At 72.8% G+C, this 15,373-nt stretch carries 17 protein-coding genes; 5 read left to right on the top strand and 12 right to left on the bottom strand.

Annotated features, from left to right (window positions below; all coding sequences use genetic code 11):
• Positions 1-4: 4 nt before the first annotated feature.
• The 5 genes from nuoE to VGE38_RS06285 are packed head-to-tail and all read right to left on the bottom strand — an operon-like array spanning position 5 to position 3,803.
• The gene (gene nuoE, locus VGE38_RS06305; RefSeq protein ID WP_331141685.1) at positions 5-829 is read right to left on the bottom strand and encodes an NADH-quinone oxidoreductase subunit NuoE; all 825 of its coding nucleotides are present in this window, start codon (positions 827-829) and stop codon (positions 5-7) included.
• Positions 826-2,172 (bottom strand): NADH-quinone oxidoreductase subunit D, encoded by a 1,347-nt coding sequence (locus VGE38_RS06300; protein WP_331141684.1) that lies wholly within the window; start codon positions 2,170-2,172, stop codon positions 826-828. The genes nuoE and VGE38_RS06300 overlap by 4 nt, the downstream gene beginning before the upstream one ends.
• Entirely contained in the window at positions 2,169-2,882 is a 714-nt protein-coding gene (locus VGE38_RS06295; protein WP_331141683.1) for an NADH-quinone oxidoreductase subunit C, read from the bottom strand. The genes VGE38_RS06300 and VGE38_RS06295 overlap by 4 nt, the downstream gene beginning before the upstream one ends.
• Complete coding sequence (locus VGE38_RS06290; protein ID WP_331141682.1) at positions 2,879-3,433, bottom strand: NuoB/complex I 20 kDa subunit family protein; 555 nt, start codon at positions 3,431-3,433, stop codon at positions 2,879-2,881. Before VGE38_RS06290 ends, VGE38_RS06295 begins: the two co-directional genes overlap by 4 nt.
• 10 nt (positions 3,434-3,443) lie before the next feature.
• On the bottom strand, positions 3,444-3,803 hold the full coding sequence (locus VGE38_RS06285; RefSeq protein ID WP_331141681.1) for an NADH-quinone oxidoreductase subunit A: 360 nt from the start codon (positions 3,801-3,803) through the stop codon (positions 3,444-3,446).
• A 393-nt stretch (positions 3,804-4,196) separates the two neighbouring features.
• On the opposite strand from VGE38_RS06285, the gene VGE38_RS06280 reads away from it, so the two are divergent.
• Positions 4,197-6,389: an Ig-like domain-containing protein gene (locus tag VGE38_RS06280; protein WP_331141680.1), complete on the top strand. Its 2,193-nt coding sequence runs from the start codon at positions 4,197-4,199 to the stop codon at positions 6,387-6,389.
• Between the two features lie 128 nt (positions 6,390-6,517).
• On the opposite strand, the gene VGE38_RS06275 is transcribed toward VGE38_RS06280, so the two are convergent.
• Together VGE38_RS06275 and VGE38_RS06270 are read right to left on the bottom strand one after the other, a co-directional pair.
• On the bottom strand, positions 6,518-7,207 hold the full coding sequence (locus VGE38_RS06275; RefSeq protein ID WP_331141679.1) for a demethylmenaquinone methyltransferase: 690 nt from the start codon (positions 7,205-7,207) through the stop codon (positions 6,518-6,520).
• Positions 7,208-7,212: 5 nt separating this feature from the next.
• The gene (locus tag VGE38_RS06270; protein ID WP_331141678.1) at positions 7,213-7,824 is read right to left on the bottom strand and encodes a hypothetical protein; all 612 of its coding nucleotides are present in this window, start codon (positions 7,822-7,824) and stop codon (positions 7,213-7,215) included.
• A gap of 72 nt (positions 7,825-7,896) precedes the next feature.
• On the opposite strand from VGE38_RS06270, the gene VGE38_RS06265 reads away from it, so the two are divergent.
• Entirely contained in the window at positions 7,897-9,138 is a 1,242-nt protein-coding gene (locus VGE38_RS06265) for an isochorismate synthase (RefSeq protein WP_331141677.1), read from the top strand.
• A gap of 14 nt (positions 9,139-9,152) precedes the next feature.
• Here the strand turns inward: VGE38_RS06265 and VGE38_RS06260 are convergent, their stop codons facing one another.
• Positions 9,153-9,434 (bottom strand): YciI family protein, encoded by a 282-nt coding sequence (locus tag VGE38_RS06260; protein WP_331141676.1) that lies wholly within the window; start codon positions 9,432-9,434, stop codon positions 9,153-9,155.
• A complete protein-coding gene (locus VGE38_RS06255) occupies positions 9,434-10,072 on the bottom strand; it encodes an MBL fold metallo-hydrolase (protein WP_331141675.1) in 639 nt (212 codons plus the stop codon). Before VGE38_RS06255 ends, VGE38_RS06260 begins: the two co-directional genes overlap by 1 nt.
• Positions 10,073-10,271: 199 nt before the next feature.
• Between VGE38_RS06255 and VGE38_RS06250 the strand changes: the two genes are divergently transcribed.
• From VGE38_RS06250 to VGE38_RS06240, 3 genes are read left to right on the top strand one after another with little or no spacing between them, the layout of a single operon-like run.
• On the top strand, positions 10,272-10,655 hold the full coding sequence (locus VGE38_RS06250) for an ArsR/SmtB family transcription factor (protein WP_331141674.1): 384 nt from the start codon (positions 10,272-10,274) through the stop codon (positions 10,653-10,655).
• Positions 10,652-11,152 (top strand): SRPBCC family protein, encoded by a 501-nt coding sequence (locus VGE38_RS06245; protein ID WP_331141673.1) that lies wholly within the window; start codon positions 10,652-10,654, stop codon positions 11,150-11,152. Before VGE38_RS06250 ends, VGE38_RS06245 begins: the two co-directional genes overlap by 4 nt.
• Positions 11,149-11,700, top strand: a complete 552-nt coding sequence (locus VGE38_RS06240) for a TIGR03086 family metal-binding protein (RefSeq protein WP_331141672.1) — start codon at positions 11,149-11,151, stop codon at positions 11,698-11,700. The genes VGE38_RS06245 and VGE38_RS06240 overlap by 4 nt, the downstream gene beginning before the upstream one ends.
• A 12-nt stretch (positions 11,701-11,712) precedes the next feature.
• Here the strand turns inward: VGE38_RS06240 and menD are convergent, their stop codons facing one another.
• Genes menD through VGE38_RS06225 form a run of 3 tightly spaced genes read right to left on the bottom strand, consistent with a single transcriptional unit; the run spans position 11,713 to position 15,367 of the window.
• The gene (gene menD, locus VGE38_RS06235) at positions 11,713-13,314 is read right to left on the bottom strand and encodes a 2-succinyl-5-enolpyruvyl-6-hydroxy-3-cyclohexene-1-carboxylic-acid synthase (RefSeq protein WP_331141671.1); all 1,602 of its coding nucleotides are present in this window, start codon (positions 13,312-13,314) and stop codon (positions 11,713-11,715) included.
• Positions 13,311-14,276 carry an o-succinylbenzoate synthase gene (locus VGE38_RS06230; RefSeq protein WP_331141670.1) on the bottom strand — a complete coding sequence of 322 codons (966 nt, stop codon included), beginning with the start codon at positions 14,274-14,276 and terminating at the stop codon, positions 13,311-13,313. Before VGE38_RS06230 ends, menD begins: the two co-directional genes overlap by 4 nt.
• Entirely contained in the window at positions 14,273-15,367 is a 1,095-nt protein-coding gene (locus VGE38_RS06225; RefSeq protein WP_331141669.1) for an AMP-binding protein, read from the bottom strand. Before VGE38_RS06225 ends, VGE38_RS06230 begins: the two co-directional genes overlap by 4 nt.
• Positions 15,368-15,373 lie beyond the last annotated feature (6 nt).

The following is a 15,373-nucleotide window of genomic DNA, read 5'->3' as shown; positions in this document are numbered from 1 at the left end:
CTGTTCACTTGGCGTCGTCCTCCTCACGGGTGGGCGCACCGGGCTTGGCCTCGGTGACGTCCTCCTCGACGACCGTCTCGGTCTCGGCACGGGAGGTGTCGGCGGTCGCCGCCGCCTCCTCCTTGGTCTCGACACGCTCGCTGGCGCTCGCTGCTCGACCAGCGGAGTCGTCGCTGGCGCTCGCTACTCGACCAGCGGAGGGTGCCGACCAGCCGTTCTCGTTCGCGATCGTCAGGCCTGCGAGCGAGGCCGGACCGGCGGAGGGACCCTCGTCGGCGAGGCCGTCGTTGAAGCCCGCCAGGACGCGCTCGGCCTCGCGCCAGGTGCACAGGGCCGGACCGCGGGTCGAGTGGCGCTGGACGCCGTTGCGCAGGTCGTCGACGAGCTCCACGGCGCTGGCCGGGGTCTGGTTGTCGACGAACTCCCAGTTGACCATCATCACCGGCGCGTAGTCGCAGGCGGCGTTGCACTCGATGTGCTCGAGCGTGATCTTCCCGTCGGCCGTGGTCTCGTCGTTGCCGACGTCGAGATGCTCCTTGAGTCGCTCGAAGATGGCGTCGCCGCCCATCACCGCGCACAGGGTGTTGGTGCAGACGCCGACGAGGTAGTCGCCGACGGGCCGGCGCTTGTACATCGTGTAGAACGTCGCCACGCCGCTGACCTCGGCCGCGCTGATGCCGAGGATCTCGGCGCATGCCTCGATGCCCTCCGGCGTGACCCTGCCCTGGGCGCTCTGCACGAGGTGCAGCATCGGGAGCAGGCCGCTGCGGGCCTGGGGGTAGCGGCCGGCGATCTCTCGCAGCTCGGCGTACGTGGTCTCGTCGATCACCGGTCGACTCCTCCCATCACGGGGTCGATGGACGCGATGGCGACGATGACGTCGGCGACCATGCCGCCCTCGCTCATCACGCTCGTGGCCTGGAGGTTGGTGAACGACGGGTCTCGGAAGTGGACCCGGGACGGGCGGGTGCCGCCGTCGCTGACGACGTGGGCCCCGAGCTCGCCGCGCGGTCCCTCGACCGGCACGTACGCCTGGCCCGGCGGGACCCGGAAGCCCTCGGTGACCAGCTTGAAGTGGTGGATGAGGGCCTCCATCGACTCGCCCATGATGTGGCGGATGTGGTCGAGGGAGTTGCCCATGCCGTCGGACCCGATCGCGAGCTGGGAGGGCCAGGCGATCTTCTTGTCGGCGACCATGACCGGCGCCCCCTCGAGCCGGGCCAGCCGGTCGGCGGCCTGCTCGACGATGCGCAGCGACTCCTCCATCTCGGCGAGCCGGATGCGGAACCGGCCGTAGGAGTCGCAGGTGTCCCAGGTGATGACGTCGAAGTCGTAGTCCTGGTAGCCGCTGTAGGGCTGGGTCTTGCGCAGGTCCCACGGGTAGCCGGTCGAGCGCAGGACCGGGCCGGTGATGCCGAGTGCCAGGCAGCCCTCGAGGTCGAGCACCCCGACGCCCTCCAGCCGGCCCTTGAAGATCGGGTTGGCGTTGCACAGGGCGGCGTACTCCGGCAGCCGCTTGCGCATCAGGGCGATGAAGGCGCGGATCTCGTCGAGCGCGCCCGGAGGCAGGTCCTGGGCGACCCCGCCGGGACGGATGAAGGCGTGGTTCATCCGCAGGCCGGTGATGAGCTCGAACAGGTCCAGCACCAGCTCCCGCTCTCGGAAGCCGATCGTCATGACGGTCAGCGCGCCGATCTCCATGCCACCGGTCGCGATGGCGACCAGGTGGGAGGAGATGCGGTTGAGCTCCATGAGGAGCACCCGCATGACCTGGGCCTTCTCGGGGATGTCGTCCTCGATGCCCAGCAGCCGCTCCACGCCGAGGCAGTACGTCGCCTCGTTGTAGAACGGCGAGAGGTAGTCCATCCGGGTGCAGAAGGTGACGCCCTGCACCCAGGAGCGGAACTCCATGTTCTTCTCGATGCCGGTGTGGAGGTACCCGATGCCGCAGCGGGCCTCGGTGACCGTCTCGCCCTCGAGCTCGAGGATCAGGCGCAGCACGCCGTGCGTCGAGGGGTGCTGCGGGCCCATGTTGACGACGACCCGCTCGTCGGCGGGCGCGTCGAGGTCACCGGCGATCGCGGAGGTGATCGTGTCCCAGTCCTGGCCGGACACGGTGAAGACCCGGCCCTCGCTCGTGTCGGCGCTGCCGGCGTAGATGTCCTGCGTCATGAGTACGACCTCCGGGTGTCCGGCGGGGCGATGGTGGCGCCCTTGTACTCCACCGGGATGCCGCCGAGCGGGTAGTCCTTGCGCTGGGGGTAGCCGGGCCAGTCGTCCGGCATCAGGATCCGCGTCAGCGCCGGGTGGCCGTCGAAGACCAGGCCGAACATGTCGTAGGTCTCCCGCTCGTGCCAGTCCAGCGTCGGGTAGACGCCGACGAGGCTCGGGACGTGCGGGTCCGCGTCGGGCGCGGTGACCTCGAGCCGGATCCTGCGGTTGTGGGTCATCGAGAGCAGGTGGTAGACCGCGTGCAGCTCGCGACCGGCGTCCTCGGGGTAGTGGACGCCGCTGACGCCGAGGCACATCTCGAAGCGCAGTTCGTCGCGGAGCACCCGGGCCACCGCCGGCAGGTCCTCCCGACGGACGTGGAAGGTGATCTCGCCGCGGTCGATGACGACCGTCGGCTCGGCGGCCTCGACCTCGGCGCCGGTGGCGGCCGCGTCACGGATCGCGTCGGCGACCTCGTCGTACCAGCCGCCGTAGGGACGGCGGGCCGGCGGCGGCATCAGGATCGGGCGGACCAGGCCGCCGTACCCGGAGGTGTCTCCGCCGGCGCTCGGGCCGAACATCCCCTTGCGGACGCCGATCTGCTCCTGCTCGACCTCGGCGAGCTCGCCCGGCTCCGGGGAGACGTTGTCGGGGACGTTGTTCTCCGTCATCGGAGCAGCCCCTTCATCCGGCTGGTCGGCAGCGCCTTGAGCGCGTCGTTCTCGAGCTGCTCGATCTCCTTGGCGCGGTTGCTGCCGAGCTTGGCGTGCTGCACCTGGTCATGCAGCTTGAGGATCGCGTCGATGAGCATCTCGGGGCGCGGCGGGCAGCCGGGCAGGTACATGTCGACCGGCACGATGTGGTCGACGCCCTGCACGATGGCGTAGTTGTTGAACATGCCGCCCGAGGAGGCGCACACGCCCATCGCGAGCACCCACTTCGGGTCGGGCATCTGGTCGTAGATCTGCCGCAGCACCGGCGCCATCTTCTGGCTGACGCGGCCGGCCACGATCATCAGGTCGGCCTGCCGCGGGCTGGCGCGGAAGACCTCCATGCCGAACCGGGCGAGGTCGTACTTCGGGCCGCCGGTCGTCATCATCTCGATGGCGCAGCAGGCCAGGCCGAACGTCGCCGGCCAGAAGCTCGCCTTGCGCATGTAGCCGGCGACGCCCTCGACGGTGGTCAGCAGTACGCCGGACGGCAGCTTCTCTTCGATACCCATGTCGCTCGCCTCAGTCCCAGTCCAGTCCGCCGCGCTTCCAGACATACGCGTAGGCCACGAAGACGGTGGCGATGAAGATGACCATCTCGACCAGGCCGAAGAGCTTCAGCTGGTCGAAGTGCACGGCCCACGGGTAGAGGAAGATGATCTCGATGTCGAAGATGATGAAGAGCATCGCGGTGACGAAGTACTTGACCGGGATGCGGCCGCCGCCCACCGCGCGCGGCGTCGGGTCGATGCCGCACTCGTAGGAGTCCAGCTTGGCCCGGTTGTAGCGCTTCGGCCCGACGAGGCTGCTCATCACCACGGAGCCGACCGCGAACACCGTGGCGAGCGCGAGCAGCACCAGCACCGGCGTGTAGAGCTGCACTGCTCCTCCTCCCAGGGTCCGGGGGGACCCGGCCCGCTCTCGTCGAGGTCCGTCCGGCCCTCTGCCGATCAGTTCGTGATCTTGTGAACTGGATCACAAAGGGCCTTCGGCCCCATTCCTATCACTCGACGGCACGCAGTGCACGCACCACCCGGGGATAACGGCTGCCCGGCGCCTCGCCGGGCCCCGATAGAGCGCCCGACGGCCGCGGCTGCGGCCGCCCGCCGGGAGGGGCGTGAACCGATCGGGCCTCTCGTTGCGACAGGCCTGTCAGTGCCGGTCGACCGAGAACCGGCGCCGGGTGGCTCGTGGACCGACAGGACGCGACGCCCCCTTCCACGTCCTCACATCACCCCCGTGAGCCGCTCGGCTCCACCCTCGGAAGGAACCAGCATGACCGTCCTCCACCGGCACGCCGCCGTACTCCTCGGCGTGCTCGCCCTCGTCGCCGGGCTGCTCGGCCTCTCGTCGGGCGCCGCCACCGCGGCGCCGACGAACCTGAACGTGGCGCTCTCCATCGCGAACAGCCCCGCCTGGGGCGACGCGCTCGAGGTCACGATGACCACCAACTACCCGGCCACCGAGGGGGTCCTCATCCTGAGTCGGGTGGAGCCGAACGGCAGTCTCACCGACCTGCTCACGACCGACACGGAGGGCAAGGTCACCGTCGACACGCGGACCCATCTGGCGCCGGGATCGCACCAGCTGGTCGCCACCGCGATCAAGGAGGGCGTGGAGAAGAGGTCGCTCGAGCGCACCGCCACCATCACGAAGCGACCCACCTTCGTCACCTTCGTCAACGCGACCGCGGAGCCGCAGGGCGACATCAAGGTGCGGGTCAGCTCGGAGGGGACGGGGTTCGTGCCCACCGGCAGCGTCGTCTTCAGCGCGCACGGCATGGTGACCACGACGGTGAGCACCGACTCCGAGGGCGTGGCCACGCTGTCCCGACCGCCGGTCGGCACGCGGTCGATGACGGCCGCCTACCAGGGCAGCTCGACCTACGCCGCGAGCACCGGGACCACCGAGGTGCAGGTCAGCGGCTACCGCGCCACCCTGTCCGGCACGCTGTCGCGCCAGGTCATCGCCGCTGGCGACGAGGTCTCGATCGATCTGACCATCGACACCGGCGACACCGGCGAGGGCCTGCCGAACGGCGCCTGGAAGCTGTTCGCGGGCCAGTCGGGCAGCACCCACCTGCTCACCGTCGCCAGCGGGAACTACAGCGGCACCGGGGCGCTGACCGTCGACATGACCGAGTGGGCACGGACCAACGAGGGGACCTGGACGCTCAAGCTGGAGTACGCCGGCAACATCTACGTCTACCCCGCCACCTCCGACGTGGCCACCCTGACCGTCGGCCCGGCCGACCAGCGCCCGGCCACCACGACGGTGATCGAGTCCCCTGCCGGCGGCGTGATGGCCGGCGGCGAGCTCGTCGTACGGGTCAGCTCCGCGACCGGCAGCCCGTCGGGCGCGGTCGTGCTGCTCACCGGCACCGACACCGTGGTCACCTCGGGCACGGCGACCGACGGCGTCGCCCGCCTGACCCTCCCGGGCTCGATCGTGCCCGGCGTCCACCAGTTCCGTGCGGCGTACGCGGGCAGCAGCGCGCACCAGGCGTCCACCTCGGCCACCACGTCGGTGACCGTGGTCCCCTTCCGCACGGCCACCATCGTCGAGATCGTGGCGCCGCAGGCACCCGTGCCGCTCGGCGGCCAGCTCGAGGTGCAGGTGCGCACCTCCGGCGGGGCACCGGTCAGCGGCCCCGTGGCGGTCTACGACGCCGACCACGACGAGGTCGCGGACGGCACCGCGGTGGACGGCGTCGCCACGGTCACGCTGCAGCCCGCGGTCGGCGCGGGCACGTGGGAGCTCACCGCGGCCTTCCTCGGCACCGAGACCCACGCCCCGTCGGAGTCGGAGCCCGTGACCGTGGTCGTCGTCGACCCCGCCGCGCGAATCGCGACCGCGACCGCGGTCGTCGTGCCGGCCGCCGGGGTCCCGGTCGGTGGCACGCTCACCGTGAAGGTCACGTCGGCCAGTGGGCTGCCGAACGGGCCGGTCTACCTGTTCCGGGTCCCGGACGACATCGTCTTCCGGGCACCCGCCGCGCTCGCCCCCGCGCCGCTGGCCACCGGCACCGCCGTCGACGGCGTGGCCCACCTCGTGTTGCCGGCGACGCTCGCGCCCGGCAGCCACCAGCTGCAGGCGGTGTACCGCGGCAGCGTCACCCACCAGAGCTCGGAGTCGGAGGCCGCGACGGTCGTGGTCACGGCCCCGACAGTGACGCCCCCGTCGACCGGACCCGGCACCGTCAAGGCCGCCTCGTCGCTCACCGGGAAGGTCGTGGGCAAGCGCGGCAAGGCCACGCTCACGCTGAAGGTCTCCGCGGCGGTGCCGGCCACCGGCGTGCTGCAGATCCGCGACGGCAAGCGGCTGGTCCGCACCGTCGGGCTGCGCGGCGGTCGCGTCGCCCTCACCCTCAAGAAGCTGCGCAAGGGCAAGCACCGCATCACCGTCGCCTACCTCGGCTCGGGCACCGTCGCCGGCACCCAGCGGACCTGGACGGTGCGGGTGCGCTGATCTGCGCCGCTCGCTGACACCGGCCCGCCGGCGTACCTGACCTGCTCGACACCGCTGCGGCGTGTCGAGGCGAGAAGGGTCAGGTGCCCGGCGGGTCGGTCACCTCCGGGGCACACCCAGGGCCGGTGTCAGGCCGTGGCGCGGTGCAGCGCGACGATGCCGCCGGAGAGGTTGCGCCACTGCGGCCGGGTCCAGCCGGCCTCCCGGATCAGCCGGGCCAGCCCCTCCTGGTCGGGCCAGGCCCGGATCGACTCGGCCAGGTAGACGTAGGCGTCGGGCGAGGACGAGACGGCCCGGGCGATGGCCGGGAGCGCCTTCATGAGGTACTCCAGGTAGACCTTGCGGAACGGCGCGTTCGTCGGGTGGCTGAATTCGCAGACCACGAGCCGGCCGCCGGGCTTGGTGACCCGGCGCAGCTCGGCGAGCCCGGCCAGCGGGTCGACGATGTTGCGCAGTCCGAACGAGATCGTGACGGCGTCGAACGTGGCGTCGGCGAACGGCAGCCGGGTGCCGTCGCCGGCCGTGAACGGCAGCGCCGGCCTGGCCGACTTGCCCACCCTCAGCATGCCGAGGGAGAAGTCGCAGGGTACGACGGTGGCGCCCGCCTCGGCGAAGGGCTCGGAGGACGTCCCGGTGCCGGCGGCCAGGTCGAGGACCAGCTCCCCCGGCTGCGGGGCGACCGCGGCCACGACCTCCGTGCGCCAGCGGCGGTCCTGCCCGAGGGAGAGGACGTCGTTGGTGAGGTCGTAGCGGCGCGCGACCGCGTCGAACATCCGACGGACGTCGGTCGGCTGCTTGTCGAGGTCGGCGCGCGTCATCGCGGTCAGGAGACCTGCGTCCAGACGGTGTCGACCATCTCCGCCGCCTCCTCCAACGGCAGCGGGGTGGTGACCTGGATGGTCAGGTCGCCCTCGCTGCGCTGGCACTGCACGTAGCCGCCCTCGATCTCGCCGCTGCCGGTCGCGGAGCCCTTCTGGATGCACACCGCGTCGCCCGCGCGGACCAGCCGCTCGACCTCCTGGCCGGCCTCGGCGCGGGACGGGTCGGTGAACTGGAACGGGGCGAACGCGCCACCGGCGGCTCGGAACGCCTGCACGACGACGGCGGTCTGCATGTCCTCGCCCAGGTAGGTGCGGGTGGCGGCGGTCGCGCCGGAGTCGGCGAGCACCTGGTCGCCATACTCGCGGGCGGCCTTCTCGTTGCGCACCGCCGCGTCGACCTGGTCCTCGCTGCCGGCGGGGGCGCCGGCGAACGCCTCGGGCAGGTCGGTGGCGACGTAGCCGCCGGGCAGGGTGTCGGGCAGCTCGATGGCGCCGCCCGCGTCGCCGCTGGCCTTGGGCAGGGCGATGGCGAACGCGGCCACGGCTCCGAGCAGGAGGACTCCCAGCAGGAGGCCGATGACGACGGTGCGGGAGTTCTTCGCGGGCGCGCTCACGGAGTACGACGCTACCGGCTGGGCGTGGCCGCCCGGAATCGGGGCCATCCGCTGAACCTCTAGGCTGGTCCGGTGAGGACCGAGCCGCTCGTGGTGCGCACGTCGCTGCTGCCGGCGTCCGCGGCCGACGACCTCATCGCGTTGCTGCCGGAGGACTCGCCGTTCTCCTGGGTGCGCCGTGGCGAGGGACTGGTCGGCTGGGGCCGGGCGGCCGCCGTGACGACGTCGGGGCCGACCCGGTTCGCCGACGCCTCGAAGTGGTGGAGCGAGCTGGTCGCCCGCACGGAGGTCGACGACCCCGTCGGCGAGCCCGGCAGCGGGCTGGTGGCGTTCGGGTCGTTCGGGTTCGCGGACGCGCCGGGCGACTCCGTGCTCGTCGTACCGTCCGTCGTCGTCGGCCGGCGCGGCGACCTCGCCTGGATCACGACCACGGGAACCCGCGACTCGACCCTCGGGAACTCGGGTCTCGACGCGCGGGAACCCGGGGCTCGACGGCCGGGGGGAGTGACGTTCGCGGACGGGGCGGTCGACGGGGAGCGCTGGATGTCGGTCGTCGCCGAGGCGGTGGACCGGATCAACGGCGGCGAGCTGGAGAAGGTCGTGCTCGCCCGCGAGCTGGTGGCGACGGCGACCGAGCCGGTGGACGTCCGTTGGCCCCTCGCGCGGCTGGCCGAGGCCTATCCGATGTGCTGGACCTTCCACGTCGACGGGCTCTTCGGCGCCACACCCGAGCTGCTGGTGCGCCGTGAGCGGGGCCTGGTGACCTCGCGTGTGCTGGCCGGCACGATCCGCCGTACGGCGGACGAGGCGCGCGACGCCGCGCTCGCCGGTGCGCTGGCTCGGTCGAGCAAGGACCTCGAGGAGCACGAGTACGCCGTCCGGTCGGTGGCCGACGCACTGGAGCCGCACTGCTCGTCGATGAACGTGCCCGAGGCGCCGTACGTCCTGCACCTGCCGAACGTCATGCACCTGGCCACCGACGTCACCGGCGTCGTCCGCGACGGCGTCACCTCCCTCGAGCTCGCCGCGGCACTGCACCCGTCCGCCGCGGTGGGGGGCACGCCGCGGGAGACCGCGCTCGCGGTGATCGAGGAGATCGAGGGCATGGACCGGGGCCGCTACGCCGCGCCCGTCGGCTGGCTCGACGCCAGTGGCGACGGCGAGTGGGGCCTCGCCCTGCGCTCGGGGCGCATCGACGGCAGCACGGTGCATCTGTACGCCGGCTGCGGCGTCGTCGGCTCCTCCGACCCCGCCGCCGAGCTGGCCGAGTCGCAGGCCAAGCTCGTGCCGGTCCGCGACGCCCTCGAGGGCTGACCGTCCTCGGACCGTCAGAGTCCGAGCGTCTCCCGCCACGGACCGAGGACCGGGCTCCACTCCACGACCGTCCGCTCGGCGACCAGGCCCTCGGCCCAGAACGGGTCCTCGTCGAGGACCTCCTCCAGCTCGGCGGCCGACTTCGCCTCGAACAGCAGCAGCGCGCCGTCGTCATCGGTGGGACCGCTGAGGAGCAGCTCACCGAGCCCGGCGAGGAACGCCCGGTGCTCCGGGCGGAGCTGGTCGCGGGCCTCCTCGTCGGGGGTGTAGCCGTAGGTCACCGCATAGATGGCCATCAGAGATCCTCGCCGTCCTTCAGTCGCTTGTAGTCCAGCCCCTCCTTGGGCAGGAACAGGTTGATCTGGGTGTCGAAGATGCCGGCGCCGGCGTCGGAGTAGACGCGGTCGTGGATCGCGACGTTGCGGGGCGCCTTCACCTCGCGGGCGAAGTCGACCAGCTCGTGGGCCCGCGCCCAGGGTGCGGAGACCGGGAGGAAGAGTACGTCGACCTCCTCGCCCGGCCCGGTGAGGGCGTCGCCGGGGTGGAACACCTTCTCGGCGCCGGCCATCATCAGGTAGCCGCTGTTGTGGAACCGCGGCAGCTCCGGGTGGATGACGGCGTGCAGCTCGCCGACGGCGCGCACGGGGATCGAGCCGACCTGGAACTCCTCGCCGGGAGCGACGACGGCGAGCCTCTCGGCGACGTCGGGGGCGTCCACGCGGATCTTGGCCGCGACCGCGTCGATGGTGAAGACCGGGGCGTCGCTGGCCTGCAGGTGCGCGGGCAGGTAGTGGTCGGGGTGCTCGTGGGTGATGAGCACGGCGTCAGCGCCGTCGAGGGCCGCCACGTCGGTGAAGACACCGGGGTCGAGGACGATCGTCGTCCCTTCGTGCTCGATGCGAACGCAGGCGTGGCCGAACTTGGTGATCCGCATGGCGTCAGCCTATTGCTCGGCCGCGGAATCCCCGGTTCACCGGTGATTCCGCGACTTCGGGGGCGTTGCAACGCCCCCGAAGTTCGAATTTCCCCGGTTAACCGGGGATTCCGCGCCTCCCATCACTCAACCAGATGGTTGACCACCGAGGATTGACGGTCTAGCGTCATTATCAACCAAACGGTTGAGGAGTGGATGGATGGACGAGCAGGACCGGCTCTCCCGGGTCTTCGCGGCACTGGCCGACCCGACCCGGCGGGACCTGGTGGCCCGGCTCGCCGCGGCGGACGCCACGGTGGGCGAGCTGGCGGCGCCGTACGACGTCAGCCTGCAGGCGGTCTCCAAGCATCTGAAGGTGCTCGAGGACGCCGGGCTGGTCAGCCGCAGCCGCGACGCCCAGCGCCGTCCCGTCCACCTGGAGGCGGAGGTGTTCGACCTGATGACGAAGTGGATCGAGCGCTACCGCCAGCAGGCCGAGGAGCGGTTCCGCCGCCTCGACGACCTGCTCGACCGGATGCAGCACCAGCAGACAGAGACACGGACAGAGACAGAGACCGACCAGCAACGAGAGGACGCGTCATGACCACGACCCAGCACGAGACGGAGATCGCCGCCTCCCCCGACGTCCCCACGATCACCATCACCCGCGAGTTCGACGCTCCGCGCGAGCTGGTGTTCCGGGCCTGGACCGAGCCGGACCTGGTGGCCCGGTGGATGGGCCCGCGCAGCGTCACGATGAACATCACGCAGTGGGACTGCCGCCGCGGCGGGTCGTGGGCCTACTCCGCCGGCCGCGAGGGCGAGGACGGCTTCGCCACCTTCTACGGCTCCTTCCACGACGTCCGCGCTCCCGAGCGGCTGGTGCAGACCTTCACCTGGGAGGGCGCGCCCGACAGCGTCAGCCTGGAGACGATGACGCTCGAGGAGCTGCCCGGCGGGCGCACCCGCTGCGTCGGCGTCTCGGTGGTCGACTCCTTCGAGGTCCGCGACGCGATCCTGTCCAGCGGCATGGACACCGGCGTGATCGAGGGCTTCGAGCAGCTCGACGAGCTGTTGGAGACCCTGGAGACCTCGCGGTGAGCCCCACCGAGCAGCACGCGTACGACGCCGAGCGGTTCGCCGCGATCGCGGCCAGTGCCCAGCCGCAGGACTGGTCGCGCCCGTCCCCGGTGCCGGAATGGACGGCGCGGGACGTGGTCGGCCACCTCCTGGAGTGGCTGCCCGGGTTCCTGACCCAGGCCGACGTGACGCTGCCGCCCATCGACGCGACCGGGGACCCGGTCGCCGCCTGGCGGCAGCGCACGGCCGACGTACAGCGGCTGCTCGAGGAGCGCGGCGACACGGTGTTCCGGAGCCGGATGTTCGACGACATGCCGCTGGCGGCCGCGATCGACCGGTTCTACACCGCCGACATCTGGATGCACTCCTGGGACCTCGGCCGCGCGCTCGGCCAGGAGGTCGACCTCGGCGAGGAGCGGTGCGCCGCGGCCCTGGAGGGCATGGCGCCGATCGACGAGCTGCTGCGCAGCAGCGGCCCGTTCGGCCCGAAGGTGCCGGTGCCCGAGACGGCGTCGGCCCAGGACCGGTTCGTCGCCTTCATCGGCCGCGACCCCTCCTGGCGGCCCTAGCCGCCCGGACGGTCAGGGGCGCAGCGCGTGGATCCGCTCGTCGATCACGCGACGCTCGGCCCGCGAGACGACCGCCTCCACGACCTCGATGCCGCCGTTGGGCGAGCTCAGCGCCTGCTCGAGGGCGGGGAGGCTGCCGACACGCGTGTACGCCGTCCGGGTGGCCGCGCACAGCGACTCGATCGACACGCCGTGCGGGGTGCCGAAGAGCCGCTCGAACCGGTCCGCCAACGCCGGCGCGCCCTGCTCGAGGGTCGCGAAGATCGAGCCGCCGTCGTCGTTGACGACGACGATGGTCAGGTCGGGTCGCGGCTCGTCCGGGCCGAGCACCAGGCCATTGGCGTCGTGCAGGAACGTCACGTCGCCCATCAGCGCCAGGTTGCGCGAGCTGTCGCGGCCCAGCGCCGCGCCGATCGCGGTCGACACGATGCCGTCGATCCCGGCCAGGCCACGGTTCGCGAGCACCTTGCGGCGCGCGCCGGCGTCATAGCGCGGCACCATCAGGTCCAGGTCGCGCACCGGGCTGGACGGACCGACCACGAGCTGCCCGCCCGGCGGCAGGGCCCGGGCCACGGCTCCCGCCACGGCGTACGGCGACAGCGCGCTCTCCTGCGCAACCAGCCGGTCCAACTGCCGCCCGACGGCGCGGTCGGCGGCGCGCCACTCCTCCAGCCAGGCCGGGTCGGCGCCGCCCTCGGGGTGCAGCGCGGCACCGAGCGTGCGCGCCACCGCGAAGGGACGCTCGGCCCACACGCCGCGCCCCGGCGCGGCGACGACCTCCACGTCGGGCCGGGCGAGCAGCCGGCCGACCGGCCGCGACAGCGTCGGATGGCCGTAAACGACCACGCGTTGGATCCGGTCGGCGAGCCGGGAGCCGAGCAGCACCCGGTAGGTGCGGATGGCGTTGTCGCCCGTGCGCGACCCGCTCGAGGGCTCGGCGAGCAGCGGCCAGCCGGCCTGCTCGGCCAGCACCCGGGCGGGCGGGCCGGCGTCGTCGCCGGCGACCACGACGGTGAGCGGGCTGCCGGGACCGGCGTCGATGGTCTCGTGGAGCTCCGGAACCGGGCGCACGAGCGGGCGCGCCGCGATCGCGGGTGGCTGCCACGGCTCGTCGGGGACGAGCGGGTCGTCGAGGTGGACGTTCCAGTGCAGCGGTCCGGTGGCCCGCCACGCCTCGTCGAGCGCGTCCGGCGTCACGTCCTCGACCCGCTCCAGGACCCGGGTCGGCACCAGGGCGCCGAAGATGCCGCGCTGGTCGGTGGTCTGGTTCGCGCCGGTGCCGTAGAGCCGGGCGGGCCGGTCGGCCGTCAGGACGACGAACGGGACGCCCGCGTGGGCGGCCTCCAGCACGGCGGGATGGAGGTTGGCCACCGCCGTGCCCGACGTGCACAGGACCGCGGCACGCGAGCCCGTCTTGGTCAGGCCCAGCGCCGTGAAGCCGCCCGACCGCTCGTCGACGCGCGTGTGGAGTCGGAGCAGTCCGGCGCGGGCGGCGTCGTACGCCGCGAACGCCAGCGGCGCGTTGCGCGAGCCGGGCGAGACCACCACCTCGCGCACCCCCGCCTCCACCAGCGCCGTCACGACGGCGCGGGCGAGCAGGGTCGAGGCGGTCACGACCGGAACTCTCTCACCGCCGCCAACCGCTCCTGCCAATGGGCGGCACGGTCCGGGGCGGCGGCCAGTCGGGCCAGCCGCTCGGGGTCGACCCATCCGTCGTCGATCGAGCCTGTCGAGATCACCGGCAGCGTCCCGGCCACCGGCAGCAGCGACTCCACGACCAGGTCGTCGGTGAGCAGCGGCACGGTCGCCAGCCCGCAGGCGTAGGGCAGCTCCGGCAGCGCCGCCGCCAGCGCCACACCGGCCGCGATCCCGACGCTGGACTCCAGCGCCGAGGAGACCACCACCGGCAGCCCGATGTCCTCGGCGATGCGGAGGCAGGCACGTACGCCGCCGAGCGGCTGCACCTTGAGGACGGCCACGTCGGCTGCGGCCAGGTCGCGGACCCGGTAGGGGTCGGCCGCGCGGCGGATCGACTCGTCGGCGGCGATCGGCACGTCGACACGCCGGCGCACCGCGGCGAGCTCCTCGACCGTGGCGCAGGGCTGCTCGACGTACTCCAGGCCGCCGGCCGCGCGGTCCAGCACCGGGATCGCGGCGACCGCCTCCTCGACCGACCAGGCACCGTTGGCGTCGACGCGGATCCGGCCGGTCCCGCCGAGCGCGTCGCGGACCGCCTCGAGCCGGGCCTGGTCGTCGGCGAGCGTCTGGCCGGGTTCGGCGACCTTCACCTTCGCGGTCGTGCAGCCGCCGGCCGCCGCGATGCGATGGGCCTGCTCGGGCCCGACGGCCGGCACCGTCACGTTGACGGGCACGCGGTCGCGCACCGGCGCCGGCCAGTCACCGGCCGCGGCCTCCTCGGCGGCGCGGAGCCACGGCTCGGCCACCGCCGGGTCGGTGTAGTCCAGGAACGGGCTCCACTCCCCCCAGCCGGCCTCGGTCCGGATCAGCGCGCCCTCGCGGACCGTGATGCCGCGGAAGCGCGTCCGCATCGGGATCGACCAGACGTGGAGCCTCATGCCAGGCCTCGCAGTGCGACCCGGTCCGGCTTGCCGTTGGGCAGCAGCGGGAGCGCGTCGAGGACGACCAGCTGCCGGGGCGCCCAGCTGCGGGGGCGCTCGGCGGCGACCCAGTCGCGCAGGTCCTCGAGGAGGCCGTGGGTCTCGCTACGGTCGCTGGCGCTCCCCACTCGACCAGCGACACCCGACTCGGGCACCACGAACGCCACCAGCCGGTTGCCCCACTCCTCGTCGGGCACGCCGAGCACCTCGGCCTCGGCCACCGCCACGTGCTCGCGCAGCCGGGCGGCCACCGCCGGGGCGGGCACGTTGACGCCGCCGGTCACCACGACGTCGTCGAGACGGCCCAGCAGGTGCAGCCGGCCGTCCTCGTCGAGGCGGCCGGCGTCGGAGGTCAGGAACCAGGCGGTCCCTCCTGAGCCTGTCGAAGGGTGGACCAGCACCTCGGCGGTCAGGCCCGGATCTCCGTCGTACCCCGCGAAGAGCGTCGGCCCCGCGATCCGCACCCGCCCCGCCTCGCCGAGCGCGACGGCGACACCGTCCAGCGGGACACCGTCGTAGACGCAGCCGCCACAGGTCTCCGCGGACCCGTAGGTCGCCACCGCCCGCACGCCGGCATCGGCAGCCCGGCGTCGCAGCGCGGGGTCGATCGGGCCGCCGCCGAGCAGCACCGTGGAGAAGGACGCCAGTGCCGCCGTGGTCGCCGCATCGGTCTCGAGCAGGCGGCGCAGCTGGGTGGGCACGAGCGAGACGAACCGCGGCCCGTCGGGCAGCGCCTCGACCGCTCGAGCGAAGGACCCATGGTCCTCGGCCACCACCGGCCGGTGACCGGCGAGCAGCGAGCGGACCACGACGTTCAGCCCGGCGACGTACGTCGGCGGCAGGGCCAACAGCCAGGCACCGCTCGCTCCGAGGCGGCTCGCGGAGGCGCGCGCCGAGGCGAGGACGGCCTGCCGTGGCAGCAGCACCCGCTTGGGCCGACCGGTCGATCCGGACGTCTCGACGACCCAGGGATCGGGCTCCTCGGGAGCGGCCAGCCAGCGCGCTGCGGCGTCGATCACACCCGCCGCCGGGAGGCCGCTGTTAACCATGTGACG

The sequence above is a fragment of the Nocardioides sp. genome (genome assembly GCF_036405735.1).
GTDB lineage: Bacteria > Actinomycetota > Actinomycetes > Propionibacteriales > Nocardioidaceae > Nocardioides.
This window is presented reverse-complemented; position numbering and strand designations above follow the sequence as displayed.

Bases quoted from the DNA above. Each gene is read 5' to 3' on its own strand.
- VGE38_RS06300 (WP_331141684.1), bottom strand. From the start codon at position 2,172: ATGACGCAGGACATCTACGCCGGCAGCGCCGACACGAGCGAGGGCCGG.
- VGE38_RS06295 (WP_331141683.1), bottom strand. From the start codon at position 2,882: ATGACGGAGAACAACGTCCCCGACAACGTCTCCCCGGAGCCGGGCGAG.
- VGE38_RS06290 (WP_331141682.1), bottom strand. From the start codon at position 3,433: ATGGGTATCGAAGAGAAGCTGCCGTCCGGCGTACTGCTGACCACCGTC.
- VGE38_RS06280 (WP_331141680.1), top strand. From the start codon at position 4,197: ATGACCGTCCTCCACCGGCACGCCGCCGTACTCCTCGGCGTGCTCGCC.
- VGE38_RS06275 (WP_331141679.1), bottom strand. From the start codon at position 7,207: ATGACGCGCGCCGACCTCGACAAGCAGCCGACCGACGTCCGTCGGATG.
- VGE38_RS06260 (WP_331141676.1), bottom strand. From the start codon at position 9,434: ATGGCCATCTATGCGGTGACCTACGGCTACACCCCCGACGAGGAGGCC.
- VGE38_RS06255 (WP_331141675.1), bottom strand. From the start codon at position 10,072: ATGCGGATCACCAAGTTCGGCCACGCCTGCGTTCGCATCGAGCACGAA.
- VGE38_RS06250 (WP_331141674.1), top strand. From the start codon at position 10,272: ATGGACGAGCAGGACCGGCTCTCCCGGGTCTTCGCGGCACTGGCCGAC.
- VGE38_RS06245 (WP_331141673.1), top strand. From the start codon at position 10,652: ATGACCACGACCCAGCACGAGACGGAGATCGCCGCCTCCCCCGACGTC.
- VGE38_RS06230 (WP_331141670.1), bottom strand. From the start codon at position 14,276: ATGAGGCTCCACGTCTGGTCGATCCCGATGCGGACGCGCTTCCGCGGC.
- VGE38_RS06225 (WP_331141669.1), bottom strand. From the start codon at position 15,367: ATGGTTAACAGCGGCCTCCCGGCGGCGGGTGTGATCGACGCCGCAGCG.